The organism is Endozoicomonas numazuensis (assembly GCF_000722635.1).
Lineage (GTDB): Bacteria > Pseudomonadota > Gammaproteobacteria > Pseudomonadales > Endozoicomonadaceae > Endozoicomonas_A > Endozoicomonas_A numazuensis.
In genome coordinates this window covers 97,128-123,341 of sequence record NZ_JOKH01000005.1, presented here as the reverse complement: position 1 = coordinate 123,341, position 26,214 = coordinate 97,128, and the positions used below count along the sequence as shown (strand labels likewise).

The following is a 26,214-nucleotide window of genomic DNA, read 5'->3' as shown; positions in this document are numbered from 1 at the left end:
TGACTTCCCTGTAACCTGGCCCCTGAGAAGGGGGCCTTTACTGTTAATCTAGTACAGTCAGGAGCTGATTCGGTTAGCGTCTCATCCAGTCGTGATACTTTTTAACCCAATTCAGAAGACCTTCCGGGGCGTGAGCCCTTTTCCATTCGCCGGCAGCATATTTGTTTGATTCACTAAGAGTCGGATAAATGTGAATGGTGCCGAGAATCTTGTTCATGCCCAGGCCATGTTTCATGGCAGTAATATACTCAGTGATGAGTTCACCGGCATGATACCCAACAATGGTGCATCCCAGAATCTTATCGCTGCCCGGCTTGGTCAGGACTTTAATAAAGCCTCTGGCCTCTTCATCTGCAATCGCTCTGTCCAGATCATCAATGCCGTAGCGAGTGACTTCATAGGGAATACCCTGCTCCTTCGCTTCTGTTTCGTTAAGCCCCACTCTGGCTACTTCAGGGTCGGTAAATGTGCACCAGGGCATGACCGAATAATCGACCTTGAACTTTTTGAAACGCCCGAACAGAGCATTAACGGAGGCATACCAGGCTTGGTGAGCCGCTGCATGAGTGAATTGATAAGGTCCAGCCACATCACCACAGGCATAGATATTCGGGAATCGTGTTTGCAAATATTCGTTTACAGCAATGGTTCCACGTTCTGTGGTTTCTATCTCAAGGGCTTCCAAACCGAGGCTGCCTGTATTGGCTTTGCGACCTGTCGCAAACAGAACAGCATCAAAATCTATTTCAATGCTTTGACCCTCATGCTCTGCCACCAGCCACTGTCGATTTCCTTCCCGGTGAAAGGATCGGGTTTCATGCCCTAATCTCAAATCCACCCCGTCTTTGCGAAACTGGGACATCACTTCAACTGAAACGTCAGGATCTTCACGATGCAGCAATCGGGAACCATGATCCAGCTGGATCACGTTGACTCCCAGTCGAGAAAACGCCTGGGTCAGCTCACAACCAATAGGTCCGCCACCAATAACCAACAGTTTTTCAGGCTTCTCCCGAATGTCCCAGATAGTGTCTGAGGTGTAATGGGTAATCTGGTCAACACCCGGCAAAGGCGGCACAAAGGGTCTGCCTCCACTGGCAATGATGATGTTGCGACTGGAAATCAGCTTGCCATCCACCTCGATTTCCCAAGGGCTTATCAGCTTAGCTGCACCGGTTACACAGTTCACGCCCAGATCGGTATAACGCTCAACAGAATCATGGGGCTCAACTTGTTTGATGACGGACTGAATTCTCTCCATGACCGCATTGAAGTTCACATCTGCCTGAACATTTTCCAGACCAAACTCATCAGCCCGCTTCATGTAATGCGCAATCTTGGCAGAACGAATCAATGCCTTACTGGGGACACAGCCAGTATTGAGACAGTCGCCCCCCATTCTATGCTTTTCAATCAGAGTGACCTTTGCCTTTACGGCAGCAGCAATGTAACTGCTCACCAGTCCAGCTGAACCCGCGCCAATCACCGTCAGGTTATTATCGAACTTTCGGGGCTTTTTGAAGCCCTTGTAAACGCTTGAACGACCGAACATGACTCACTCCCCCTTATTGTCTTTACTAGCTGTTGGCCTTTTGACCAGTGCAATACCTTTACGGGCGAGCCAGGGGAAGATCCCCAACAACACAAAGGAACCGATAAGCCCTGGCGTCAAAATACCACTGACAGATAATTCCTGAACTTGCCCCAGCTGAGCACCTGCATTCACATAAACGGCTGTACCCGGCAACATGCCAAGCTGACTGACCCAGTAAAAAGTACGAGCTTTCATGGGTGTCAGCCCCATGACCAGATTAATCACGAAGAAAGGAACCGCTGGAATCAATCGCAAGGTCAGAAGATAAAAAAGGCCATCTTTCTCGATGCCCTTATTGATGGTTTTCAGATAATTTCCAAACTTATTCTGAACCCAATCTTTCAACAGCGTTCTGGAAATGAGGAAAGCGAGGGTTGCACCTATCGTACTGGCAAAAGAAATCACAACCAGTCCGGTTGTCAGTCCGAAGATAGCGCCACCCACCAGAGTCAGTAAGGCTGCACCTGGGAGGGAAAGCCCTGTGACGGCTATATAGATCGCAAAAAACACGGCAATAGTGAGTGCAGGATTATCACTGTAAAGCGACTGGAAATAATCACGAGTCAGGTACTGTTGTGCATCCAGTGAGAAAAATGCCGCAATAGCTGCCACTATTACAACCAGCAGGATGATTTTACTTTTATTCATAGAGTTGCCCTTCGCTTGGAGCCTCCAGAACTGCTTTACAACATTCTGTCGGGAGGGTTCAGAAGCCTGCCTGTGCACGGTCAAGCTCCTTGACTGCTTATTAAATCGAGTCTTTTTCGTATAATGCCTGTCAGACTTTACGTTAGCCACACCCATTTGGTTTCAAACGTCGTGAGCGGGACATTCTTTTCAACCAGTTTATTCCTATCGACAGGCCAGATCACATGGGGCATTGATGGACGAAAGAAATACTTTTAACAGTCATCTTCAGAGTGCGAATATGATCCAGCGACCTTTCCCAGCCAGCCGTCCAAGACGGATGCGTTTTGATGATTTTTCCCGTCGCCTGATGCGGGAAAACCGCCTCAGCCCGGATGACCTGATCTACCCTGTATTCATTCTGGAAGGCCAGAATCACCGTGAGGCTATCCCCTCCATGCCAGGTATAGAGCGCATGACGGTGGATGAATTGATTCGAGAAGGTGAAGAACTTCTTGAACTGGGTATTCCGGCCATTGCATTGTTTCCAGTCACTCCTGCCGAGAAAAAGTCTGATGATGCTGCCGAAGCCTGGAATCCGCAAGGGCTGGTTCAGCGCGCGGTTCGGGAGCTGAAACAAAAGCTGCCTGAGTTGGGCATTATTACCGATGTAGCCCTGGATCCGTTCACCAGCCATGGTCTGGATGGTCTGACCAATGAATCAGGTTATGTTATAAACGATCCAACCGTTGAGGTACTGGTTAAGCAAGCCTTGTCTCATGCTGAAGCGGGTGCCGATATTGTTGCCCCATCCGACATGATGGATGGCAGAATTTCCGCCATTCGTAGCCGGCTGGAAGAGACAGGTCATTTAAACACCCGTATTCTCGCTTACTCTGCCAAATACGCTTCCAGCTACTATGGCCCGTTCCGTGATGCGGTGGGATCTGCTGGCAATCTTGGCAAGAGCAACAAACATAATTTCCAGATGGATGTCGCTAATATTGATGAGGCTCTGCATGAGATCGCTGCCGACCTGAATGAGGGCGCCGACATGATCATGGTCAAACCTGGCATGCCTTATCTGGATGTTGTCAGAAGGGCGAAGGATGAATTCAAAGCACCCACATTTGTCTATCAGGTCAGCGGGGAATACGCCATGCATCAGGCGGCCATTGCCAATGGCTGGTTGGATCGCAATGCCATCATGATGGAGTCTCTGCTCTGCTTCAAACGCGCAGGAGCTGACGCCATTCTGACTTACTATGCCAAGGAAGCGGCCCAGTTGGTCAGTCAGAAGAATTGATTAAATTCGCAGGGGCATCCCCCCCTGCACATCTAAACAAAAAAGCTTAGTGACCCGGTCAGAACGTCATCTGAATCGTTCCGTCTTTTGTGCTTTTCACTTTTAGTCCTTGAAGCCTATAGGACTGAGCCTGTTTCAAAATGTCCAACTGCAAACCAGAAGGATCACCCAGATAAATCACGTCATAAGTTACATCACGTTTCTGTATCGGGCTTACGGTCACACTTCGTGTCAAAGGCAAACTTTCAATACAGGCCAGAAGTTCATCAACATCTCTCATTCGGTCAAAATTCTTCAGTGTTACAGTCACTTTGGAACCATTATTAAACTGATCCACAAATGCCTTTCGAATCGACCCTGTCAGCTCTCCTTCTATATCGTCTATTGCATAGTTAAGTGAGTTTCTTTGACGTAAGACCGCAGAATCTGATATTTCCACACTCTTGTCAGGGTCTGAAATGATATAGAGTAGGTCTTCATTGCTGAAACGATCATGGATACGAACCCGGATAGTGGTTCTCATTCCTTTCATTCCAGCCATAGCATCGTACTCGTGGGTCTGTACATCTGCCTTGACTCGGTAGCGGGCTGTCTCGGAATCCGATACAACATCCAGACCCTGTTCACTGAACAGTTCACGTATTGAGCGGGCCACTTCAATGTGTCCAGACTCTATGGCAAAGGTGGGACGACCCAGCCCTTCTTTTACCACAGAAAAGTTTTCCTCTCCCTTAGGAACAGAGTCACTGATTTCCGCGACGATGGTAACGTAATAATTATCACTATCTTGAGTTTCGACCTCTATTTTGTAGCGGCTGACATGACCTGAAGAAACTGTAGACAGTTTGCCCTGATATTTTTCAGCATTCTCTATGGTTGTCTTCGCTGCCAACTGAACACCGCCATACTGCTCAACAGCGTTACGCAAAGCATTATTCAGTGCTGTTGTTCGTGCGACGTCAACGCCCGAAGAAAGCGATGCGACACCTTGTGCTTTAACCGTGTTGTTTTGGTCGTCCATCTCTTCTGTATAGTTCCGACTGTTTTCAGAAATCACCAAAACTGTATAGGTCATCCCGTCGAGCTCACCGATGCGAAACGTCCATACTGACTTCAAACTGCCTTCTACTTCCGTGGTGATAGAAGAATAATATGCCTCTAATACCTGGTTACCTTTCCAACCCTGCTCTGCCCTGTCCACAGCTGTCAATCGCTCACCTTTGAGAAAGGTAGTCAAAGTTTTCAGGGCGTCCTGGCGTGACATCTCTTGAGCGACACTGGCAGAGCGATTCATACCTAAACCGATAGCAATCACAGTTCGTCCCAAAGTGTTGTCCTCATACATAGACAACAACTGGTCACTCTCCAGCATCTCTTCCACCCGGCTATCAAGAGAAGCCTGAGCGATGACCGGCAGCATCAGCACACCGACTAACAGTGACAAGAAACGGTTGATCATTGATTCCTTACCACCCGAACGCATCTTCAGCATCGGCATTGCCACCACCTGAATAAGCTCCCGATGTGCCTGAATGTTCAGACGTTTTTTCTGGTGTCTCACGTTCACTCTCAACGAGCTCACTTTGGGCACGGCTTTGCTGGTATGCCTTCTGATTTTGTTCAGCACGCTCCACAGACTGTTCATAACCATCCCGAATTCCTTCCAGCTTCTTCTGGGATTCAATATCTTGCAGTCTGGTTTGGTTCTGGCTATCCATCATCACTTTGGCATTCGCTATGCTCGTTGAATCAATGGAGTAGATGCTGACATAAATATCCTGGCCGGAAAGAGGGTGCGTCATGCGTTGGCCCAGGCGTCTGGACAGGCCTTGGACAACACGATTCTCAATACTCTGCTGCAGTTCACTGGAAAAGCTTTCAGCCGCTATGCTTTCATCCTTGCTACTGTCTCCGTTCAAGGTCTGCATAGCCTGTTCAGCCTTGATTTGCGCCTCGACATCGGCATAGAGAGCCGTTACCACTTCCTTTCGGGCCATAGCATCTGATACACCCCGAGCCCTTCGCTCTGAGGATGAACTTGAGCCTACGGGACTGGCGGCTATACCCAGAATATAAAAATTGCCTTCGTTATCACGGAACTTGCGTCCGCCCGTTGCCGTAGACCAGTCCTGACCATTAATGTAGTCCGACAGGCTTTGTCTTCCTTCCCCTGCCGTATAGGGTGCTCCGGCAATCAGTGCCCGAACCATCTCTTCCTGTTTTGGCGACCAGGTGGTGATCGTGACGACCTTATATTGCTCACGACTTTCATCCCAGGACTCAAACTGAGCCATATTCATAGCGCCATACAGAGCCATTTTCGATACCGTGGCAACTGTGCTGCTCAGCTCCTCTGTGATGGAGCCTGCCTGCTTCTCCATTTCACTGACAGTCAGTTCATAATCTACCAGTGCTTCCGTGTAGCGGCTTTTGGCTTTCTCATAACTGGCCAGCTGATCCTGGCCTATCTGTTTACTATCAAACTGTTTATCCAGTTTCTTGATCGCTGCATCCATCAGCGCATTTGCACGATCGCCAAAAGTAACACCTGCCAGCATTTCAGCTTCTTTAACATCCATGTCTGCCAGCATTCTGGCAACACGTTGTCTCTGGGCGTCAGCTTTTCTTTCCAGATTATCCAGCTTCTCCCGGAACTGGGCATTCAAGTCTGTCCCAGGTGTAGAGGCACGATCCAGAACAGACATATCTGTGTAGATGTACTCAATGATCCGCCTCTTGGCTTCCAGAGAAGCTTCCATAGACTTCAAAGTACGCTTGATAATAAAACTGTCGTCATAGGATGGATCTTCAGAGTCGAAAGCAGCTTCAGACACAGCTACAAACAGTTGTTTGTCGTGGTTCCAACCCTCGGTCACCTTGCCTTTGTCCAGAAAATCATAAGCCAGATCCACAGCATCTTTTGTCTGCTGAGACTTTGCAGGTAGAGATTGCAACTGGTTACTGGCGTCGATAGATGGGCTTTTGTCGGTGGCTATATCTTGAACCTGTTGCTGTGCTTCAGAGTCTCCAGCTTCAGGAGTTGGTTTAAATTCGACAGCCTGGGCGGAAGTGATAGCCAGAGCCAGTATGGTGGCACCAAATAAGGGTGTACGCATTTAAAGATCCCTTGTTAATTCTATAAATTTTCTGGCGAATGGATTCGTTTCAGAGAAAAGTTTCAGATAGGGTGCAAAGCGCCTTGCTTCATTTTGAAAGCCCCCTTTAAAGAGTGACTCAGCTAATTTGGCTGCAGCTTCCACACTGCTTGGCTCCATACTAAGCCATTGCAGATAAGCAACAGAGGCATAGTTCCAGTCTTCTCTTGCCTGAAGGGCTGCTCCCAGATATTGCCAGCTCGCGACATGCCCAGGAGCTTGATTCAGGCTCTGTTCCAGCAGTTGTACGATCTCTTCCAGCTTAATCCCCTGCTCAAAATAGGAAACTGCTTGCTGGTATGCGACACCTGGCTGATTATCATAAGAAGAGTCGAAACGGATCTGTCCGGGAAAAGCCTTTACGGCACTCAGAGGGTTTATCCGGCCCGTCTCTGCACTCAGCAACCGGGAAATATAACCTGCCCCTTTCTCGGAAAAGTCCCTCCTCTGCCATTGCATGGCGATTTCCGGCAGGTTGAGCTCCATAAAAATACTGGAGAGCAATTCGTAAGCCTTTCCACGTTCCAATATGCTCAGCTGTTCTGCGATCTCTTTAGGCGAAAAAGCTCTACTCGTTGACTGCTCACGAGCCGACCTGGCAATCTCTGCTTCTTCCAGAACGACAACGTAACGATAGTTGTCACCATCAGGCCGGTTCTCCAATACTCTGGAACCCAGATTATTCATGGCCAATGTCTGTTCCTGAAAAAGCAGCTGATCCAGGGTTGAACTGCCACTCCCTGACAGTTTTTCTCTGCCAGAGAATTCACTGGCCAGAATCTGTCTCACTTTCATTCTCGCTTTCAGCTCTAAAGAACGTCGGGATGATGACTGCCTGACTGGCTCTGACACAATAACAAAAACGAGCCCACCGTCTTTTATTAAACCCGGCTTACTGTTTTTGTATTGATCAAAATAGAGAGTATGCGCCTGCTCAAGAGCTACGCTTTGCAGCGCAGTTACAGGGATAAGAACGCCTGACAGAATGCAGCCAAAGATCATGCCTTTAAAACGACACATACCTTTAGTCCTTATAATTGTTGTCCCACTCTGGAGGCAGAGGCATCGCATTGGATACGGCAAAAATGTCATTTTTGCGGAAGAACATAGGATCAGCCTTTATATCGGCAACCAAATCCTGAACATCCGGATCGTTAGACCAGCGAATAATTTTGCCTGGAGATTGTTGAGCACCCGGAGTCACTTCTCCAACAGCTAATGGCAGATCTATCCCCATATCGGACATATATAGGGTGACTACTTGCTTGCCCATAAAGCCATTTTCATAGCCTCTGTCGATCTGGAATCGGTTGCCTCTGAAACCTGTAACCTGACCACCCACTGGCAGCTTGTTGCCTATTTTGTTGGAAACCACTTTTAAGGCATTGATAGCAGCCTGGTTAATAGCTTCATTTTCCTGGGACTGATCAAATCCACCTATAATCTTACCGCTGGGCAGGCGGAATATTTGTCGTACCGTTCTACCTTCTGCGGAATCAGACTCAATGATTTCATCGGTTTCAAAATCAATCAGCTGATAATCGACACGAATCACATAGAGCAGCTCATTGTGATCAACCCGGTCATACTCTTCCTTAACCGCAGAGATACCGGCAACCAGGCCATAGTCGGCATTAAGCCCTTTGCCGAAACGCATTTTATTTCGGGATTCAGTGGTGCCAATATCCTGAAAACGCTTTTCAGCCGCCTTGCCTTTCTGGCCAAGGTTGCGGGAGACAATGGTAAAACGTTTCAGCTTGCTGATTTCCGTTTCCATTATGGTGGAAACCGTTTCTAGTGGCAGGTCTTCATAGTTTCCGGCGTCTTCATTGCCAAAGAAACTGGTTGCCACAACCAGGCGCTTATAATTACGTGTGGAATAATTCTGAGGCAGTTCAATGGGCTTGCTGTTATCGAGCAGGTAGGCGTCTTTGCTCTCAGTATACAGGTCAGGTTTAACCTGAATCTGCCCTTCCATAGTGGCACAGCCAGTCAGTGCCATAGCAGCCGCTATGCATAAGGGCTTGGCATATCCAATAATATTGCTTTTCATGGTCAGTGGTGTGTCAGGGTTATTATCGAAGTATTGAGGGCAGAGACCGGGACAGACTGGACAGTCTGTCCCGGTCTCGATCAGCGGCCAGCGTAGCTCAGGGCACTGCTGTAAATGTCGTTATACTTTTTGAGCACTTGTAACGCATCTACAGTGAAAGTAATCTGATCAGCAGCCGTTGCAACACCCTGAACAGCCGCAGAAATTTTAAAAGGGTTTGCAGCAAGTTCTTTAGGGTCCAGGTCTTTCAGGCCAGCATTCAGCTTTGCAGCCTCACCCAGCAGGCCAACAGACTTGGCAAGAATCACATTACTGCTTTCCAGGTACTCGTTGTATTCCTTTTTTTCTTTCGCACTGAGTTCTTCAATAGCAGCATCATAAGCAGCATCACCCTGTTCTTCACGCAACGTTGCCAGTGCAGCATAGTCTGTGGATGCTTCAACCTTCTCAATATAAGCATCGGTGATAACCACAGTTTTCTCATAAGTGCCTGCAATAGCGCTGAAAGTCAGATCAGCCTCTCTATTTCCTAGTTCTACGGCTGTAGTGCTTGGACGATCATCCTGAAACTGCTCAAAATCAGTCTGTGACTGACTAACCTCTGAGCTGGCCACTACCATAGTAGAAGACATTGCAACAGCGAAAGCTGACGCTCTAAAAACTGAGAACATATTGATCTTCATGTCGTATAACACGCAATAAAAACAAGGAGTTAGGTGATTTTGGATTTTTATTCATTTCTAAACAATACGTAATAACAGTTGCAAATTAAGACAATCCACTTAAAGCTAATTGACACATCTGCCTGCAATTCATTAGAACTTCATTTAAATCTGGTAAAATACACGCATAAACCTGCATTTATCGTCACAGGATAAAAATATTTTCAGCAAGAGGTCCCATGGATAACTCACAAGACCGGGAACTCCCCGAACCCCAAGCCAGCACCAAAGAGAATCTGGAGCCTGCAGTTCCGACTCCACGTATTACAGACCTCAGTAACCCGGAATACTACATCAACAGGGAGCTAAGCCACCTGCAATTCAACCGCCGTGTTCTTGAACAGGCATTGAACGACGATCACCCTCTTATTGAGCGCCTCCGCTTCCTGCTGATATACAGCTCTAACATGGATGAATTTTTTGAAATCCGTGTTGCAGGACTGATGCAACAGGTAGAGTTTGCCCGTGAACAGGTAGGTCTGGATGGCCTGGGCCCTCAGGCAGTTCTGAAAGAAATCAGTAATCAGGCCAAGGAAAGTGTTCAACTGCAGTATGAAATACTGAACGACAAACTGCTGCCCAGACTGGCCAAGCAAGGCATACGATTTGTTCGTCGTCATCAGTTGAATGACAAACAGAAAGCCTGGATCAAGCGCTTCTTTTATAACGAAGTGATGCCTATCATCAGTCCCATTGGTCTGGACCCGGCCCACCCTTTCCCAAGACTGGCCAACAAACTGCTCTGCTTTATTGTGGCCATGGAAGGAAAAGACGCTTTTGGCCGTGAAACCGGTATGGCGATCATTCCGGCACCAAGATCATTGCCCAGAGTTGTTGAACTGCCTGATGAAGTCTGTGATAAGGGCGGCAAGAACTATGTATTTTTGTCGTCCATCATTCACCTGCATATGCAGGATCTTTTTCCGGGCATGACCATAAAAGGTTGTTACCAGTTTCGACTGACCCGAAACAGTGATCTCGACCTTGAAGACGAAGTAGAAGACCTTGCTAAAGCCCTGCAAGGTGAACTGCTTTCCCGCCGTTATGGTGAGACTGTTCGCCTGGAGGTTGTGGATAACTGTCCTAAGCCTCTGGTCGACTTCCTTTTGAAAGAATTTGGTCTGACTGACAATGAGCTTTACCGTGTTGATGGTCCAGTCAACCTGACCCGAATGATGTCTGTGTGCAACGAAGTCTCGCCGGAATTCGAACACCTGACATTCCCGAGCTTTACACCCGGCTATCCCAAAGCACTGCAAACCCGAAGCACCCGTTCGGTCAATGTGCTGGATGCCATCCGCAAATCAGATATTCTGCTGCATCACCCTTTCGAATCATTCACTCCTGTTGTGGATATGCTGCGTCAGGCTGCTACCGACTCTAACGTTCTGGCTATTCGTCAGACACTGTACCGGACCGGTGCACGATCAGAAATGGTTGATGCTCTGGTAGAAGCAGCAAGAAAGGGTAAAGAAGTAACCGTCATCGTAGAAATCAGGGCTCGCTTTGACGAAGAAGAAAATCTGGCACTGGCAAGAAGACTTCAGGAAGCCGGAGCCGTTGTCGTATATGGAGTGGTTGCCTATAAAACCCACGCCAAATTGATTCTCATTGTTCGCAGGGAAGGCAAAAAGATACAGCGGTACGCACACCTCGGCACAGGTAATTATCATGCTGGTAACGCCAGGCTCTATACCGACTACAGCTTACTAACCTGTGATAAAGACATAACCAATGATGTCCGGAAGATTTTTCAACAGCTGACAGGTATGGGCAAAGCTGTTCGGGTGCGTAAACTTTTCCATGCCCCTTTCACTTTGAAGAAAAGCCTGATCGAGCTGATCAATCAGGAAGCTGTGAATGCCAAAGAAGGCAAACCCGCCCGAGTGATTATCAAGGTTAACTCTTTGACTGAAAGCCACTTGATCAAGGCACTCTACCGAGCGTCTCAAGCGGGCGTTGAAGTTCGCTTGATCATTCGTGGTATCTGTTGTCTGCGCCCAGGTATTCCGGGGCTTTCTGAAAACATCCAGGTACGTTCGATTGTTGGACGTTTTCTTGAACACACCCGCGTTTTCTACTTTGAGAATGATGACCGTTTCAGAGTTTATTGCTCCAGTGCTGACGGCATGGTGCGAAATCTGGATATGCGTGTTGAAACCTGCTTCCCTATTGAAGAACCCAAGCTTGCCGCCCGGGTAAAGAAAGAGCTGGAGCTATACCTGTCAGACAATACCTGCAGCTGGCAGTTACAAAGCGATGGTCATTATCTACAAAACAAGCCCTCAAGAGGTCAGCGTCGTAGAAATGCCCAGAGAAGATTACTGGAAACACTGGCTAATTATGCACACTAGGAGGCTGACCGAGAATAGCGTCCGAGCATAAAATTCAGTAGAACGAGTCAGCTTTTTCACTGAATTTGTGCGAATAGTTGACCTATTTAAGCAAATTCAGTGGAAAAGATGGCCGCTCTTTCTCGATTTTAGGCCGGGCTGTTTATTCTCGGTCAGCCTCCTAGACAACCATGAGCGGGAAATGCGGCTTAGCTCGAAACATGAAAACGGCTGCAGGTTCGCATTTTTATAGTCAATAGCCACTGCAGCAGTAGAAGAACTCAGGTTTAAGACGACTTTGGCCTTAATCCTCCAACTGCAGTGGCACCCCGGGAAAAGTACTTGTGCAAATCACTGTATGGGAAAAACGGCTCTTTCGCAGGTTCGCTGATCATTTCAGAGCTTCCTGCCTAATTTTCAGATACAGATATTCCAAGTCATTGTAATCACAAGCCTTGTAAGCAACTCATTCCAAGCAGTGCCTGTATCTGGTATCATTGACCGAGAGTCAGCTGCTTGTATTGTCCGAATGGTAAACTCATTCTGACTTCCATTTCTGAGTGTGAGAGCTACGAAATGTACCAGTAGCTGACTCATTTCTAAAATTTCAGTCGATTGCACTTATTGTCTTATTCCAGCAGAACATTCTTCCTTTTTGATCAGACGATACATTTTAGGATAAGAAATTTCCCTTTTAGAATCAGTAATACCATCACAACTGTAAACACGATGACAAGTGTCAGCTTGTTCAAAGTGGCAAGTATGGTACTCTCTTATATGCTCACAAAATTCATCATAAGAATCGTACTTAAAAATAAGCCTCTTGGGATTAAAACTCTCTCGATTATACCCTGCTGACTCACATTCAGTGCAAAGCCATTTTTTGATAAATCTACCCGGAATATTTTTAAGAAAGTCGCACCATTCATTCACATAAAGCTCAAAACAATCGCCTACCTTGATCTCAAGTTCAGCAATAGCATGGTATAAAAGAGAGTGATATTCTCCCTGCTTTTTATCACAGCCCTCACTCAGTTGACAAACATCAGGTTCCCAAGAATGCACAGCCTTATAATGTATACTAAATTTTTCTCCTCCAACAAAAGGAGCATTACAACACTCAGGAAAGGGACAAAAGATGGTAATAAACTCTTTATCGATCATTTTCGTAACTTTATCCCTCACTCCACATAATACAACTACTTTATTCTGCCCATTATTTTTGTATCGTAACTCAAGAGTGATTCCTGTCCTCGATTTCTGATGCTTCATAGCATGATAATAAAAATCAAAAGAGGTTCTAAAATCTTCAACTTCCCTACACTCAGAACAGGCTATTATTATATCTGCATTTTTTCCACAAAGGCATCTGGAAGCAGCTTGACAAAATTTTTCACCACAATTAACACACAAGGGTTGATTACAGTCTCTGGTATACCAAACATCATTGACATGGAGAACTTCCAGACAAATAAAACACACTGGTAGTTTTAATTCTTCTGCAACACAAGTACTGCTGCCATCGTCCGGGTCTCCGCCACCGCCTTCTGAAGCACAAGACGTTACTCCTGTAGCACCAGGTGTTATTCCTGTAGCACCAGATGTTATTCCTGTAGCACCGGGTGTTATTCCTGTAGCACCAAGTGCTACTCCTGTTTTACTTTGGCTGGAATGCCCCTTAGAATTTCCATTTTTAGTTTTTTCAACATAAGGCAACAAGATGACAGAATTAAACAAAGAATGATCGTCAATATTTTTTTTCATTGAGAAGCCTGACACACCTGAATATAAGGGATCTAATCCATTCTCATCACTTTTTAAACTAACTTCGGTATAAGGCATTAACTTGATAATACTGAAAAACAATAAAAAAGCAGAAATAGTGCTATCGTGTTCTGTTGAATGACATACAACAGACTCCGTAGCCAAACACCATCCAAACACGAATAAAAAAAACACCCTCATTTTACCCTGATGCATTTCACAAAACTCATAATATGTGGTTCAAATATTTTCATAATCCCAAAAATAAGAGCTGACATAACCCGATAAGCGTAGGTCAATTATTAGTCTTCTCCAATATAGAATGAACCTCACGTCTTTAGGTCTTTAAGTCTTTTGTCCATGATTAATGGATGAAAATCATTACCTGATTACCACCTTACCTAAGCCCACTAAAAGCCCTATAACCGTCTAAACTGACGACAATGGTTTCCGGCCTGTATAAGGTCTGTCATGGCCAAGAATAAGATTCAGTTTCAGCAAGGGTTGAGTCTGATTCGGTTTTTCGAACTTTATGATGAAGAATCGAAATGCCGGGATTAATTCTTTCGGTAGCGCTGGCCTGCCGGGTTTGAGTGCCCAATGTGTAAGTCAAAAGAACATTGTGTTCTCAAGACCGTGAACTGTACCAGTGCAATCACTGTCATCACCAGACTTCTCTGACCACTGGCACCATTATGGTATCGACCAAGCTGCCTTTCAGAACCTGGTTTCTGGCCATGTTTCTCATGACACAGACCAAAAATGGAATCTCTACCTCGGCGTTGTCAGGCCAGCTGAGCATTTCTTACAACGCTTCATGGCGCTTGAAACATAAGCTCATGCAAGTGATGAAGAGCGTGACAACCGTCATCCACTCACAGGCGGTGTGCAAATCGATGATGCCTATTGGGGAGGTGAAAAGCATGGCGGCAAACGCGGTCGAGGCTCAGAAAACAAGCATCCCTTTGTGGCAGCAGTACAAACAAACGATGACGGGCATCCACAATACATGCGACTCAGCCTGGTCACCCGCTTTCGTAAGAAGGAGCTGGAGCTATACCTGTCAGACAATACCTGCAGCTGGCAGTTACAAAGCGATGGTCATTATCTACAAAACAAGCCCTCAAGAGGTCAGCGTCGTAGAAATACCCAGAGAAGATTACTGGAAACACTGGCTAATTATGCGCACTAGGAGGCTGACCGAGAATAGCGTCCGAGCATAAAATTCAGTAGAACGAGTCAGCTTTTTCACTGAATTTTTGCGAATAGTTGACCTATTTAAGCAAATTCAGTGGAAAAGATGGCCGCTCTTTCTGGATTTTANAGACAACCATGAGCGGGAAATGCGGCTTAGCTCGAAACATGAAAACGGCTGCAGGTTCGCATTTTTATAGTCAATAGCCACTGCAGCAGTAATGGAACTCAGGTTTAAGACGACTTTGGCCTTAATCCTCCAACTGCAGTGGCACCCCGGGAAAAGTACTTGTGCAAATCACTGTATGGGAAAAACCGAACCGCTCTACCAGAAGCTTTGGTCAATAACTGCTTTTCTTCAAATCCTTCCACTTTCTCAAAACCAAAGTCACTATCTACCTCACTTTCATCCAGCAGATCATCAAGGCCTACAACATCAAACCCATCCAGATCAGGGTCTGTTTCGGGCGAGGGCGCATCGGTAATATCAACCCATTCAAAGGCCGCTTCAAACTCTGATACGGGGCTTTTCGAGACCATTGAGTCAATACCACTGTCCTGTCTTTTGCTTTTCAACGTTGGCGAGTAATGATCGACCTCGCTATTTCCATCCAGAGAATCACCATAAGTGTCATAGATCAGCAATCCTTCAACAGGTTTCCCATCCACCAAGGTTGTAGCCGGCCCTAAAACCGCTACGGCATGATCAGTGGGAGTACCCGAGTAGATGGCATTCACTATCCCCGCAGCATCACTGCGTGTTCCAAGAATCATCGGGACACCGTTATCCACATTGGCTTTTAACAACTCCAGACTTCGCTTGTCTGAAAGATCATCCTGGTTAAACAGGACTGGTGAGTGAAGATCCTGAACCAAACCTTCAGGAGGGTCTGCACACTCCGGCATAGGTGGCAAAAAACGGATGGCTTTAAAAATATGGGAATGATCCAGAGTCGTATGGTCTTCACCTTTATCAATCAAATCCTGCAAAAGTGCCTGGTAATGGATTTCTGCCTCTCCATCTTTCTCACTCTTTGCAACCCGGTTAAAGCTTTCAATTCTTTCCTTCATAGACGTTCTAAAGGAATGAAACGCTTTTTCTACCGTACCAACCCAACTTGAACGACTATCATTGTCAAAGGAATAAAGATCGGCTCCTTTCTGATCAATCAGGCGATCGGTTTTCACCATAACCTGAATAGCCTGCTCCAAACTGGGATCATGGAATTTAACCAGAGCATAACCGGGCTTCAAAGGATGGATATTGTTCAACAGCAGCTGTTTACCCACAGGAGACGCAGCATAAGAAGCCAGAGCACTTAATAAATAGCAGGTGGCTCTGCTATCGGACTGCCTGACATCTTCAGGTATGGGTTCACTGGCATTAAAGAGAGGACGATCACTTTCAGTGCGAACAAATACCGGCTCAGAGCCGGTCAGATAACTCGCAAGGTTTCTATCCGAAGTAAAAATGTCCACCTGAGCGTCATCCGGTTTTGTCAGGTTTTCCGGCTTGGGCTGTGGGTAGACGATATCTTTTATAGGCTTGTGATAGACCGGTGTCTCCCTGCCGAACAGCCCTATCAACTTACCCACGCCTCGCAGCCAGATATATTTTAAACGCTGATTTCTGACGGGTCCGTTTTCTTTGAACGCTTCTGGAGGCCCAAGATACTTCTGCTTGCTCTCGATTTCTTTAGCCGTTCTGGCCCTGAAAGCACCTATTTTCTTGTTAAGCTCCAGCGGCTTTCCGGTCGCTAGATTCAACTCATCATCAGGATCAATTTCCCAATCCGAATTGGTAGAGCTCGTAGAGGATGAAATGCTCCCCATACTGCCAAAAATATTGATTCCCTTGCTTGGCATTATGACGCCCTGTCATTCGCTGTAGATTACTGCAAGTATAGAAACAGCTCTTTCATAACACTCGATGATCAAAACAGGGCATTTGCTGCCTGACCTCCTTTAGTGCTTTTATATCCAGCTCAGCCATCAGCACACAGGGAGCTTCTTCTGCTTCAGCCAAAACTTCACCCCAGGGTGAAATTATCATACTGTGCCCCCAGGTTTCTCTCTGGCTCGGATGGGTTCCACCCTGATTAGCTGCCAGTACAAAACATTGGTTTTCGATAGCACGAGCCCGTAACAAAGGCTCCCAGTGAGCCTGCCCCGTCACTCGGGTAAATGCAGAAGGTACCGTAATAATGTCTGCCCCCTTTACTCTCAGCTGTCGATACAGCTCAGGAAAACGCACGTCATAACAGATAGTTAAGCCGGTTTTGGCGAACTCCATATCCACCACACTCAGACCCGTTCCTGCAGAATAATCGTCAGACTCCCGATAGCGACGTGTACCGTCCGATACGTCCGCATTAAACAAATGAATCTTGTCATACCGAGTGGCCTCATTACCCTCAGGATCATAAACAAAACAGGAAGCCCTGCTGTTCTCTCCCTCATTCACCACACACGGAATAGAACCACCTACCAGCCAGGCTTTGGATTGGCGGGCCACATGAGACATCCAGTTTCTGACCACACAGGTATTGTTGCCCAAAGCAGGAATATCACCTCCCATTTGGGCAAAACATTCGGGTAGTACAATAATATCTGCAGTCGATGCCATACCTGATAAAAGATCATCAGCTTGTTTGAGATTGGCCTGAACATCAGGTCCAGAGCACATTTGGATCACAGCAGCGGTTAGCGTTTTACTCATAATCTTTCCCCCTCTGCTATAGATTATCTTCTCCAGTTTAATAAGAAATGACATTAAGTGGCATTAAATAGCATTTACCCATTATGAATCCCAACTGATCTGTGGCAGACAGGCTCCCAGCCCCTGATATACCCAGGAAGCTCTCGCATATTTTCTGGAACAAGCCCCAATCATTCGAAGCTTCGACACACTGCGAGACAGAAAGTGGCTGGCACGTTTGCTCGAACAGCAAAATAACAAAGCCGAAATAAAAACAGTTCAGGAGCCGATTCTGTTAGTGGCCAGAAAAGCACTAAATGAATGTGATACCCTTTGAATCAGAGTAAGCAAAAACAACGTATATCTTTTTGTTAAGAGAATGTCGTTATATCTTTTCATCAGTAGCACCCAATGACATTTCCAGCTCACAGCTGTTTACTATGAAAATGCAGCTCTATCATAGCCATGTAGCCATTTTCATGTTACGGGGTGAGCCTCATTTCCCGCTCATGGCTGCTTGTGTGACATCAGCAGCGTTGATAAAAACAAGAGATGATTTCTAGCTATGTGTCTGATTTCCCTGTCCTGGCAACCGGATGCCCAATATCCACTGATTCTGGTCGCCAACCGCGATGAGTTTTATGAGCGACCCGCAAAAACAGTGCACTTCTGGGAAGATAACCCTGAAATTCTTGGGGGTCGTGATATCGAGGCCGGGGGCAGCTGGCTGGCTCTGAGTCGTAGAGGCCGCATTGCTGCTGTCACCAACTATCGGGAACTGCCTATTCAACCTGGAACACTTTCCCGGGGCCATCTGGTCAGTAACTTTCTGAGCAGTGACCTTTCATCCAAAGAATACCTTAGCGTGATTCACAGTTCTGCTGAGCAATACTCCGGATTTAACCTGTTGGTGGGCGATTCCAGTGGTTTGTATTACTACTCCAACCGTATGGGCAGTATTATCTCTCTTAAGCCGGGATACCATGCCCTCAGCAACCACCTCCTTAATACGCCTTGGCCCAAGCTGGAGAACGTTCGACAAGGGCTGACCCAGCATGTCGAAGAGCGGCCAAAGCCCGAACCTGAAGCGCTGATTGCCATGATGCATAACGGCTCAAAAGCGCCTGATGACCAGCTGCCGGAAACCGGAGTGGGACAAGAGCGGGAAAAGTTTTTATCCAGTTGCTTTATAGCCAGCGAACATTACGGAACCCGTAACACCAGTGTTTTGATTCTCGACAAACAGGGTTCACTCAGTTGGACTGAACAGATGTATCAACCTCATGGAGAAACCGGAAAAAAATTCCAGTTCTCAATGAAGTTCCCGATGCAATGGACGTCTTCAGAAAAATCGGTAACCCAATCTAAACAGCCATGAGTTTCATAAAGGCTTTCACGCCACAAGCAATGGAACGGTTTACTGCAACTGTTTCCAGCCCTGAGCGGAAAGCTCTGCCTCCATAAATTTGAACGGTGGTCAGTTTAAAAAATGACAACAAAGCAACCAAAACCAGCTAGGCTCTAGGCTCTATCACTATTTAATAGTCTCTATTCCTTTCAGAAGGCTTGAGAAAACGTTCTTTCCTTGCCTTCCGTAAAGTGCATTTTTTCGCAGTCAATGCGTTATGAGAAGTAAGGAGTATAAGATGAGATTACAAACCCCAACCCGACTTTATCAGTCCCTCCTGGCCACTCTTGTGCTTGTGTTTTCCATGACACTGCAGGCAGCCTCAGACGGAGACTGGCAAAGAATAGGTGAGAAGCAAATCATCCCGACGGATGACACCACGACCATCCGTATTGCTGCTGAAGCTAAAACCATTCCCTACAAAACACTGAAATTCCATGTTACCCGGGGGAATTTGAAGATCCGCTCTGCCAAGGTTCATATGAGTGATGGACATGTTATCAAGCTGAGTGTTCAAAAGCTGATCCTGGCAGGACTGGAAACGAGAGAATTTCCGATCCCTGATCACTACCGCTCTATCAAGAAGATTGTGCTTAATATCCAGGCACCCATTGATCATTCATCCAATGTCATTGTGTACGGTAAAAAAGCCGATACTTCCGGTAAAGAAGGCTAGGAGCTGGGTAAAACTGCAGAAACACGGGTACGCGCTCTTTCGGACGCTTCCAAACATTAAAGAACGTTGCCCGTCAGGTTCCTGACTCCTTTCCCTCAATAACAGCATTTTGTCGTCTTACCCATACAATGAACGACAAAATGTGTCAGCCAAAAAAAGAGTTAGCAAGAACCGGATACTTCATAAAATTTTCGCACTCGTTTAAATACGTCCCGAGCCTGCTACCCCTGCAGCTCTCCCCCTTTCTTTAAAGGAAGATATCCTGCTTAACCCCGTATTTTTCAGCCTTAAAATAATGCTGATCTAAAAAAATCTGACTATTTTTTAAAAACTCAGGAATAAATAAGGAACTCGCTCCGTCTTTAAGGGTGAGTAATCTTTTTGGTGTATCCATGTCTCACACTGCACAACAGTTTCAACAACTAACGACACCTTGGCGTGATCGTTTGTTCTCTGTAGCTGTGCGCCAGACAGACTCGCGACAGCGAGCTGAAGACTGGGTGCAGGAGAGTATGCTGAAAGCCTGGAAACACTTCTCTGATCTCAAAGAGACAGAAACGGTCTATGCCTGGCTACTGAAAATACTTCATAGCGTCATTGTTGATGACGTACGACGGGAATCAAGAAGAGCACAGCTCGCACCGGTTGTCAGTGTTGAGGATGAGGAGCTGCAAAAACATTCCTCCTCCGCTGCTGGCCCCTTTGAAGAACTGCTGCAGAAACAGAACCAGGAGCAGGTGAAAACTGCTATTTCAACCCTGCCTTCCGAGTTTCGCGAAGTTCTCCTGTTCAGAGATGTAGAAGGGCTCAGTTATCTGGAAATCAGTGAAATCCTTGGTATTCCAAAAGGCACGGTTATGAGCCGCCTCTCCAGAGCAAGAAGAATGCTATCCAGCATAATAATCAAATCGAGCAATAACAGCTCAAACCATGTTCGTGCAAAATCAACAGGAGGTATGTCATGAACGCTTCCTACAACACTGAAGATACTAAATGGCAGGAACTGCACACAGCTTTACAGGACTTGTTGGCAGGCTATGCCGATAACGAACTGGAAGACGACGAAGTAATGATTGTAGAGGCACATCTGGCAGGTTGTAGGCTCTGCCGGGATGACCTTGCCAGACAGTTTTCACTGAGTCATCACTTGAGTTCACTGCCCCTGGAAAGAATGTCTGCCAGCCTGCATGAAAAGCTGGACCGAATCACCGAGCAGCCTCAAAACACAGTAGAAACTCAGCGGCAAACGCCCAAAGTTTCTACGCCAGCACGATGGCTGGAACGTCAATGGTTGAAACTGGCATTTTCAACCGGAGGCTGGGCAACTGCTTTTGCTCTGGTTGTGACTCTGTATATGCAACAGATACCCAATGTCCCTCATAGCAATATTCCTATGGTGGCAGACGCTTTGTCTGAATATCAGACAGCTCAGCAAGACATACTGCCTGTGTCACAGCAATTAACGGAAGCACCTGCCAGCTGGCCTGGAGGAACCCTTCTGTCCAGTTGGGAAACTTCTATAGGGGGAGCTCCCGCTCAGGTATATGCCATGCGCAGCGGCAAAGACATCGTCTTCCAATATCGCATAAATGAGTCAGTACTCTTCAGAAACCCGGAAGTTCGACAAGCTATTGCCCAGCAGGGTAGTTACTCCAGTGAAAAAAACGGTACAGAGATCCGGGCACTGCCCATGAAATCTTCTGGCCTGCTGATGGTTGGCCCACGCCGAGCTATGCCAGCTGTCAACGATTTAAAAATCAAAACGATTTGAACAAACCGAATAACCAGTACCCTCAAGTGAGACCTTAGGTATGAAAAAAATTAAAGCACTGGCGACCTCTATTGCCCTGGCTACTCTAACAGCCTCCTCCATAGCTTCTGCCACTACGGTTATGGACAACATGGATGACCGTGAGGGTATGTTCTACGACGCTTCTATTCAGCATCATCCTGCTGATGGTGTAATCAGACTCTACGGTCCGGGTGGCCCTCACTCCGCTCTGATTAAAGTCGCTGAAGCCTATGAAAAGAAAACAGGCCAAAAGGTAGAAGTCATTTTTGGACCTGAAAAGAAATGGACCCGTGATGCTCAGGCTAAGGCCGACATCATCTTTGGTTCATCTGAGCAGTCCATTACTGCTTACCTGGAAAACTACCACTTCATTACCCAGAAAGATGTTCAGCCTGTTTACATCCGCCGAGCCATCATTGCGGTTAAAAAGGGCAACCCCAAGAACATTCAAGGCTTTGATGATCTGCTGAAGCCAGGTACCAAGGTTGTTGTTACCGAAGGCAAGGGTGTTTACAACACGTCCGGTACTGGTGTCTGGGAAGATATCGCGGGCCGCGAAGGCTCCCTCAAAGATATTCAACAATTGAGAAATAACATTATTGCTTTCGAAAAAGGCAGCGGTGCTGGCTTTAAGGAATTCAATAACCAGGGCGATGCCTGGATAACCTGGATCGACTGGCCTCTGACTAACCCAGGAAAGGCGGACTACGTAGAACTGGATAAAGACAGAACGATTTACCGGGACATGAATATTGCAGTGTCTCCAAAAGCTGACCCGGCAACCGCCGATTTCGTTAAATTCCTGAACAGTAATGAGGGGGAAAAACTGGTAGCAACTCTGGGCTGGACTCGCTAACACCTGCCCCGAGCTCAACGTCTGTGTGTATTGGCTGAAGGTCCCCTGCCTTCAGCCCTTTTTTTGTTTTTGAAAAAAAAATCGTCGCTGTGGGTAGTGAATTGTTTCCACTCATGGCTACTTCTCGTGAACCCAATACCCCAGGGATACTTTAAACAATGAAACCTCGATTCATAACGATGGTTATGGCCACTGTACTGAGCAGCGCATCAGTATGGGCGTCTGATATGTCTACAAACACCTCTATGGGTGACGTCTATGTAGATAACAGTGGTATGACACTTTATACCTTTGCAAAAGACAGCGATGGCAAATCCGTCTGTGAAGGCGATTGCGCTGTCAAATGGCCACCGTTTATAGCGGAAGGTAAAAGCAGCGAGTACTTTGCCAGTACTCCTGGATTCAGCAAGATAAAAAGAAGTGATGGCTCCGAGCAGTGGGCTAAAAATGGCATGCCACTGTACACCTGGTTCAAAGACAAGAAGCAGGGTGACATCACAGGTGCTGGCGTTAAGGGTGTATGGCCTTTAGCACGAGCAGATGATGTTACAGTCAAGCTGTATAATAACGGCCAGCAGCGTTTTCTGGTCGATTCCCAGAACAGAACTTTGTACACCTTCGACAAAGATCAGCAGAACCAATCCAATTGCTACGGTGACTGTGCGGTTAAGTGGCCGCCGGCATACGTCAATGCTGATCTGACAAAAGACGGAATCAGCAACATCAAGGTTTCTGGTGGCTTTAGTATCGTTAAACGTAATGATGATACTTACCAGTGGGCGTACCAGGGACAACCTCTCTACCGCTGGTTCAAAGACAAGACTCCCGGTGACACCACTGGCGACGGCGTCAAGAATGTCTGGCATATTGTTTCCAAACAGCCATGAGCGGAAAATGCAGCTCACCCCGAAACATGAAGATCTCTACAGAGCCCGGATAAGCTGCATTTTCATAGTAAATAACAACATATCACCCGACACAGTTTGTCTATTTGGCTGAGTTCGCTCAGCCAAATACTGAGTAGCCTCCGTCCACAATCAATGTTTGACCGGTAATGTAACTGGCATGCTGGCTGGACAGAAACAGCGCTGCACTGGCGATGTCTTCTGGCGTTCCCCATCGCTTCATAGGGGTGCGATTCATGATGGGATCATTCATTTCAGGAATGTCTTTCATAACAGATGTCATACGGGTATCAATCATTCCAGCTGCAATGGCATTGGCACGAATACCATGCTGAGCCCAGCTGATCCCCAGCGTTTTACTCAATTGCACCAACCCTGCTTTTGCCGCTCCATAGCCTGGTACCATTTCATGACCAAAAAAGGATGTCATGGAAGCTATACCAATAATGGAGGCTCCACCAGGCAGCTCACTCCTTGTTAAATGGGGCTTACAGGCACTGGCCAGATCAAATGTCGACGTTAGATTAATTCTCAATGCCTGATCAAACACCTCAGGATTCCACTCATCTTGACCTCCGGGCAAACTGGCTCCGGCATTATTGATAAGAATATCCAAACCTTCCAGATTATCCGCCAAAGACTGAATAGCACTCCTGTCTTCTACTTTCAGTGACTGATAGGTGAAGGCAGACAAGTCGTTGTCGTACTCTTGAGACGCTTCTCTGGTGCCGGTTATTGTCACCTGAGCACCGGCGGCAGCAAAGGCTGAAGCAATACCGTATCCAATACCATTGCTCCCCCCGGTCACTAAAACTCTGGCTCCGCTGAAATTATATTCTGCTCTTGCGTTGATCATAGTTTTTCCTTGTTCTTATTGAGATCAATATTGCTGGCAGTTCACCAATACTTTAATAGCACTTTCCGGGTTCTTGGCAGTGTTCAATGCCTCTTCAAAATCTTGCAGAGAGTACCGCTGGCTGATCATTGACCGAGTATCAACCTGCCCGCTTTCCAGCATTTCAATCACTTTTGGAAACTCGGTGGGATAGGCCATGGAAGCGGTAATTGTCAGCTCCCGAATCAGAACATTGACCAGATCCAGCTGAACGGGCTGTTTATGAACACCGACAACAACCAGTCGCCCACCCCTTTTAGACAGGTTCACTGCCTGCTGGAAAACAGGACCAACGCCTGTTGCTTCGAAATAGAGATCAGAGTCTGGAACAGGCATACCCATCAGTTGAGTAGAGCCATGTCGTTCCTGAAGGAAGTCTCCCAGCTCACCACTCTCCGCTCTGAATGGGATAGCCCCAAGAGCTTTGGCAACACCGAGGCGGTATTCAGAACGATCGACGATGACAATCTCTTTTAAACCTTGACATCCTCCCCCAGCTAGGGAGGGTGTCGCAAAACCTACTACAAGCCGGTAATCTGTATATTCAAGTAGCTTTACCGGCTTCAGCATGACGACAAGAACTCAAATAAAAATTAATACTGCTCCACAGCTCGATATTTTTTCAGGTACAGCCAGTAGTTCTGATCACAAAAAACAGGATGAATCCAAAAGATCAGCCAACAAAACAGGCAAACGACGTTTTGTTGCTCCTGACCCCAACGCAATCACTCTTGGCAACACTAACCTGAAAGAGCACCTTGAACTAACCGGTCAAAAAACACCTTTTACCGTTGCATCCCTTCTTGATGAACAGGACTGGTCTGATTTTGAGCAAAGGTATGCATTAGAAGGACGTCCTCCTTATTCACCCCGTAATATGATGGGTTTGATTCTCTATGGCATTATGCAAGGCATTACCTCGTTGAGAACTCTGGAACGATTAGCCCGTGTCGATCTTGGCTGTATGTGGGTTACCGGAGGGATTTTTCCAGACCATGCCATTATTGGTCGCTTCATCAATATGCACAGCGAGTCCATGACCGGTGCTTTCTTTGAAAGCCTGACACGAGCCGTTCTCAAAAAAACAGACTCCGATGGAAGTTGTCTGGCTGGTGATGGGACCGTTATAGAAGCCGCTTGCTCAAATTACAACCTGATGAAGCAGGAAGCTGCGCAACAGGTGCATGAAGCAGCACAAACGCAAGCTGACAACCATCCAGATTGCCCTGAAAGCCAAAAGAATCTGGAGATGGCCAGCAGTGCTCTCGAAGCAGTCGTTGAACGCAACGCGAAGCGAAAGAAGAACGGTAAGTCAGAAAGTGCTGTCGTAAGCCCTACAGAGCCTGAAGCTGTTGTCCAAAAGATGAAACGGGGGCGAGGGTACACAACGAGTTACAAGCCATCCGTATTAGCTAATAACAAGCGGGTGGTACTGGCTCAGGCTGTAGACCCTACCAATGAAACTACTGTCGTAAATCCAATGCTTGATCAGTCAATGCAGATCACGGGTAAACCAGTCGATGAAATGCTATTGGATGCTGGTTATTTTAATGATGAAGTCATTGCAACCAGTCTGGAGCACGATATCAGCCTGCTATGCCCTGAGGGTAAAGAACCAGGCAAACCCAAAGAATCCAAAAAGTTCCAGAAGGGACATTTTTATTACGATGAAACCAATGACGTTTATCGTTGCCCTGCAGGAAAAGAGTTGACTCCCATTGGTAAGATAAAAGGGAGCGCTCGCACAAAGGAGCAGAAGATATATGGCAATGGGCCTTGCGAAGGCTGCCTTCTCAAAGATAAATGCACGAGCAATAAGAAGGGGCGGCGCATAAAGCGCTATGCAATGGATGATGCTAAAGATGCACTGAGGCAGGTTATGCAGCATCCGAAAGCCAAAAAGTCTTTCAGCAAAAGGAAGGCGATGGTTGAACCTGTGTTTGCCTATTTACGGGATGTACAGGGATTAAACCGCTTCCGTCGCAAGGGGCTGGAAAAGGTTAAACTGGAATTTGGTTTGCACTTGCTGGCTTACAACCTGAGTAGGGCTGTAAAGGCCAATATTTACGCTATTTTATGGTACAACTGGCTTCTCTGGGCGTTGTTTGAGAAGTGTCACCCATTTATAGAAAAAATGGACAGCTGGGAAAGAGTCCCAATGAAGTGTCATTCTACACCGAGCAAAGCGCCTCACTGGGTTTGAATTTTGGCTTTTAAGACACCCTCTAGGTCGCTG

21 protein-coding genes and 2 pseudogenes are annotated in these 26,214 nt (G+C 46.8%); 11 read left to right on the top strand and 12 right to left on the bottom strand.

Annotated features, from left to right (window positions below; translation table 11 throughout):
- Nucleotides 1–73: 73 nt before the first annotated feature.
- Nucleotides 74–2,242, bottom strand: a pseudogene (locus tag GZ78_RS19505) (FAD-dependent oxidoreductase).
- Between the two features lie 235 nt (nucleotides 2,243–2,477).
- Between GZ78_RS19505 and hemB the strand changes: the two are divergent.
- Entirely contained in the window at nucleotides 2,478–3,527 is a 1,050-nt protein-coding gene (gene hemB / locus GZ78_RS19500) for a porphobilinogen synthase (RefSeq protein WP_236631623.1), read from the top strand.
- Between the two features lie 58 nt (nucleotides 3,528–3,585).
- On the opposite strand, the gene GZ78_RS19495 is transcribed toward hemB, so the two are convergent.
- The 5 genes from GZ78_RS19495 to GZ78_RS19475 all read right to left on the bottom strand — a co-directional run bounded on the left by GZ78_RS19495 (nucleotide 3,586) and on the right by GZ78_RS19475 (nucleotide 9,406).
- Complete coding sequence (locus tag GZ78_RS19495) at nucleotides 3,586–5,025, bottom strand: flagellar assembly protein T N-terminal domain-containing protein (RefSeq protein ID WP_161787436.1); 1,440 nt, start codon at nucleotides 5,023–5,025, stop codon at nucleotides 3,586–3,588.
- Nucleotides 4,994–6,643, bottom strand: coding sequence for a hypothetical protein (locus tag GZ78_RS29580; protein WP_034839894.1), 1,650 nt, complete (start codon nucleotides 6,641–6,643; stop codon nucleotides 4,994–4,996). The genes GZ78_RS19495 and GZ78_RS29580 overlap by 32 nt, the downstream gene beginning before the upstream one ends.
- On the bottom strand, nucleotides 6,644–7,702 hold the full coding sequence (locus GZ78_RS19485; RefSeq protein ID WP_034839892.1) for a tetratricopeptide repeat protein: 1,059 nt from the start codon (nucleotides 7,700–7,702) through the stop codon (nucleotides 6,644–6,646).
- 4 nt (nucleotides 7,703–7,706) lie between these two features.
- The gene (locus GZ78_RS19480) at nucleotides 7,707–8,735 is read right to left on the bottom strand and encodes a hypothetical protein (RefSeq protein ID WP_034839889.1); all 1,029 of its coding nucleotides are present in this window, start codon (nucleotides 8,733–8,735) and stop codon (nucleotides 7,707–7,709) included.
- 80 nt (nucleotides 8,736–8,815) lie between these two features.
- Nucleotides 8,816–9,406 (bottom strand): hypothetical protein, encoded by a 591-nt coding sequence (locus tag GZ78_RS19475; protein WP_152558841.1) that lies wholly within the window; start codon nucleotides 9,404–9,406, stop codon nucleotides 8,816–8,818.
- 230 nt (nucleotides 9,407–9,636) lie between these two features.
- Between GZ78_RS19475 and ppk1 the strand changes: the two genes are divergently transcribed.
- A complete protein-coding gene (gene ppk1, locus GZ78_RS19470) occupies nucleotides 9,637–11,811 on the top strand; it encodes a polyphosphate kinase 1 (RefSeq protein ID WP_034839883.1) in 2,175 nt (724 codons plus the stop codon).
- A gap of 600 nt (nucleotides 11,812–12,411) precedes the next feature.
- On the opposite strand, the gene GZ78_RS19465 is transcribed toward ppk1, so the two are convergent.
- A complete protein-coding gene (locus GZ78_RS19465) occupies nucleotides 12,412–13,770 on the bottom strand; it encodes a hypothetical protein (protein ID WP_152558840.1) in 1,359 nt (452 codons plus the stop codon).
- Between the two features lie 360 nt (nucleotides 13,771–14,130).
- Between GZ78_RS19465 and GZ78_RS31040 the strand changes: the two are divergent.
- Nucleotides 14,131–14,235 (top strand): annotated as a pseudogene (locus tag GZ78_RS31040) (hypothetical protein); the annotation flags it as partial.
- A gap of 205 nt (nucleotides 14,236–14,440) precedes the next feature.
- A complete protein-coding gene (locus tag GZ78_RS27715) occupies nucleotides 14,441–14,746 on the top strand; it encodes a transposase (protein WP_051786364.1) in 306 nt (101 codons plus the stop codon).
- A gap of 236 nt (nucleotides 14,747–14,982) precedes the next feature.
- Here GZ78_RS27715 and GZ78_RS19455 read toward each other — a convergent pair whose 3' ends face one another.
- Complete coding sequence (locus GZ78_RS19455; protein ID WP_034839877.1) at nucleotides 14,983–16,614, bottom strand: hypothetical protein; 1,632 nt, start codon at nucleotides 16,612–16,614, stop codon at nucleotides 14,983–14,985.
- 52 nt (nucleotides 16,615–16,666) lie between these two features.
- Nucleotides 16,667–17,467, bottom strand: coding sequence for a carbon-nitrogen hydrolase family protein (locus tag GZ78_RS19450; RefSeq protein ID WP_034840473.1), 801 nt, complete (start codon nucleotides 17,465–17,467; stop codon nucleotides 16,667–16,669).
- Between the two features lie 544 nt (nucleotides 17,468–18,011).
- Between GZ78_RS19450 and GZ78_RS19445 the strand changes: the two genes are divergently transcribed.
- Together GZ78_RS19445 and GZ78_RS19440 are read left to right on the top strand one after the other, a co-directional pair.
- Nucleotides 18,012–18,824: an NRDE family protein gene (locus GZ78_RS19445; protein WP_051786363.1), complete on the top strand. Its 813-nt coding sequence runs from the start codon at nucleotides 18,012–18,014 to the stop codon at nucleotides 18,822–18,824.
- A gap of 268 nt (nucleotides 18,825–19,092) precedes the next feature.
- Nucleotides 19,093–19,530: a hypothetical protein gene (locus tag GZ78_RS19440; RefSeq protein WP_034839875.1), complete on the top strand. Its 438-nt coding sequence runs from the start codon at nucleotides 19,093–19,095 to the stop codon at nucleotides 19,528–19,530.
- Nucleotides 19,531–19,777: 247 nt separating this feature from the next.
- On the opposite strand, the gene GZ78_RS29575 is transcribed toward GZ78_RS19440, so the two are convergent.
- Complete coding sequence (locus GZ78_RS29575; protein WP_161787435.1) at nucleotides 19,778–19,924, bottom strand: hypothetical protein; 147 nt, start codon at nucleotides 19,922–19,924, stop codon at nucleotides 19,778–19,780.
- Between GZ78_RS29575 and GZ78_RS19435 the strand changes: the two genes are divergently transcribed.
- From GZ78_RS19435 to GZ78_RS19420, 4 genes are all read left to right on the top strand, one after another.
- Complete coding sequence (locus GZ78_RS19435; RefSeq protein WP_051786362.1) at nucleotides 19,923–20,495, top strand: RNA polymerase sigma factor; 573 nt, start codon at nucleotides 19,923–19,925, stop codon at nucleotides 20,493–20,495. The genes GZ78_RS29575 and GZ78_RS19435 overlap by 2 nt on opposite strands.
- Nucleotides 20,492–21,301 carry an anti-sigma factor family protein gene (locus tag GZ78_RS19430; protein ID WP_034839872.1) on the top strand — a complete coding sequence of 270 codons (810 nt, stop codon included), beginning with the start codon at nucleotides 20,492–20,494 and terminating at the stop codon, nucleotides 21,299–21,301. The genes GZ78_RS19435 and GZ78_RS19430 overlap by 4 nt, the downstream gene beginning before the upstream one ends.
- Nucleotides 21,302–21,341: 40 nt before the next feature.
- Nucleotides 21,342–22,178: a substrate-binding domain-containing protein gene (locus GZ78_RS19425; protein ID WP_034839869.1), complete on the top strand. Its 837-nt coding sequence runs from the start codon at nucleotides 21,342–21,344 to the stop codon at nucleotides 22,176–22,178.
- A 227-nt stretch (nucleotides 22,179–22,405) separates the two neighbouring features.
- Nucleotides 22,406–23,065 (top strand): hypothetical protein, encoded by a 660-nt coding sequence (locus GZ78_RS19420; protein ID WP_201772764.1) that lies wholly within the window; start codon nucleotides 22,406–22,408, stop codon nucleotides 23,063–23,065.
- Nucleotides 23,066–23,183: 118 nt separating this feature from the next.
- Here GZ78_RS19420 and GZ78_RS19415 read toward each other — a convergent pair whose 3' ends face one another.
- Nucleotides 23,184–23,939 (bottom strand): SDR family NAD(P)-dependent oxidoreductase, encoded by a 756-nt coding sequence (locus GZ78_RS19415; protein ID WP_034839863.1) that lies wholly within the window; start codon nucleotides 23,937–23,939, stop codon nucleotides 23,184–23,186.
- Nucleotides 23,940–23,963: 24 nt separating this feature from the next.
- Nucleotides 23,964–24,548: a zinc-binding dehydrogenase gene (locus GZ78_RS19410; protein WP_034839860.1), complete on the bottom strand. Its 585-nt coding sequence runs from the start codon at nucleotides 24,546–24,548 to the stop codon at nucleotides 23,964–23,966.
- Between GZ78_RS19410 and GZ78_RS19405 the strand changes: the two genes are divergently transcribed.
- On the top strand, nucleotides 24,547–26,181 hold the full coding sequence (locus tag GZ78_RS19405; protein WP_051785764.1) for an IS1182 family transposase: 1,635 nt from the start codon (nucleotides 24,547–24,549) through the stop codon (nucleotides 26,179–26,181). The genes GZ78_RS19410 and GZ78_RS19405 overlap by 2 nt on opposite strands.
- The last annotated feature ends 33 nt before the right edge of the window (nucleotides 26,182–26,214 follow it).

What these genes read in the sequence shown, in the direction of transcription:
- GZ78_RS19425 (WP_034839869.1), top strand. Translation starts at nt 21,342, where the DNA reads ATGAAAAAAATTAAAGCACTGGCGACCTCTATTGCCCTGGCTACTCTA.
- GZ78_RS19415 (WP_034839863.1), bottom strand. Translation starts at nt 23,939, where the DNA reads ATGATCAACGCAAGAGCAGAATATAATTTCAGCGGAGCCAGAGTTTTA.
- GZ78_RS19405 (WP_051785764.1), top strand. Translation starts at nt 24,547, where the DNA reads ATGACGACAAGAACTCAAATAAAAATTAATACTGCTCCACAGCTCGAT.
- GZ78_RS19485 (WP_034839892.1), bottom strand. Translation starts at nt 7,702, where the DNA reads ATGTGTCGTTTTAAAGGCATGATCTTTGGCTGCATTCTGTCAGGCGTT.
- GZ78_RS19410 (WP_034839860.1), bottom strand. Translation starts at nt 24,548, where the DNA reads ATGCTGAAGCCGGTAAAGCTACTTGAATATACAGATTACCGGCTTGTA.
- ppk1 (WP_034839883.1), top strand. Translation starts at nt 9,637, where the DNA reads ATGGATAACTCACAAGACCGGGAACTCCCCGAACCCCAAGCCAGCACC.
- GZ78_RS19450 (WP_034840473.1), bottom strand. Translation starts at nt 17,467, where the DNA reads ATGAGTAAAACGCTAACCGCTGCTGTGATCCAAATGTGCTCTGGACCT.
- GZ78_RS19475 (WP_152558841.1), bottom strand. Translation starts at nt 9,406, where the DNA reads ATGTTCTCAGTTTTTAGAGCGTCAGCTTTCGCTGTTGCAATGTCTTCT.
- GZ78_RS19465 (WP_152558840.1), bottom strand. Translation starts at nt 13,770, where the DNA reads ATGCATCAGGGTAAAATGAGGGTGTTTTTTTTATTCGTGTTTGGATGG.
- GZ78_RS19480 (WP_034839889.1), bottom strand. Translation starts at nt 8,735, where the DNA reads ATGAAAAGCAATATTATTGGATATGCCAAGCCCTTATGCATAGCGGCT.
- GZ78_RS19455 (WP_034839877.1), bottom strand. Translation starts at nt 16,614, where the DNA reads ATGCCAAGCAAGGGAATCAATATTTTTGGCAGTATGGGGAGCATTTCA.
- GZ78_RS19420 (WP_201772764.1), top strand. Translation starts at nt 22,406, where the DNA reads ATGTCTACAAACACCTCTATGGGTGACGTCTATGTAGATAACAGTGGT.
- GZ78_RS19430 (WP_034839872.1), top strand. Translation starts at nt 20,492, where the DNA reads ATGAACGCTTCCTACAACACTGAAGATACTAAATGGCAGGAACTGCAC.
- GZ78_RS29575 (WP_161787435.1), bottom strand. Translation starts at nt 19,924, where the DNA reads ATGGATACACCAAAAAGATTACTCACCCTTAAAGACGGAGCGAGTTCC.
- hemB (WP_236631623.1), top strand. Translation starts at nt 2,478, where the DNA reads ATGGACGAAAGAAATACTTTTAACAGTCATCTTCAGAGTGCGAATATG.
- GZ78_RS19440 (WP_034839875.1), top strand. Translation starts at nt 19,093, where the DNA reads ATGAGATTACAAACCCCAACCCGACTTTATCAGTCCCTCCTGGCCACT.
- GZ78_RS19445 (WP_051786363.1), top strand. Translation starts at nt 18,012, where the DNA reads ATGTGTCTGATTTCCCTGTCCTGGCAACCGGATGCCCAATATCCACTG.
- GZ78_RS19495 (WP_161787436.1), bottom strand. Translation starts at nt 5,025, where the DNA reads ATGCCGATGCTGAAGATGCGTTCGGGTGGTAAGGAATCAATGATCAAC.
- GZ78_RS19435 (WP_051786362.1), top strand. Translation starts at nt 19,923, where the DNA reads ATGTCTCACACTGCACAACAGTTTCAACAACTAACGACACCTTGGCGT.
- GZ78_RS29580 (WP_034839894.1), bottom strand. Translation starts at nt 6,643, where the DNA reads ATGCGTACACCCTTATTTGGTGCCACCATACTGGCTCTGGCTATCACT.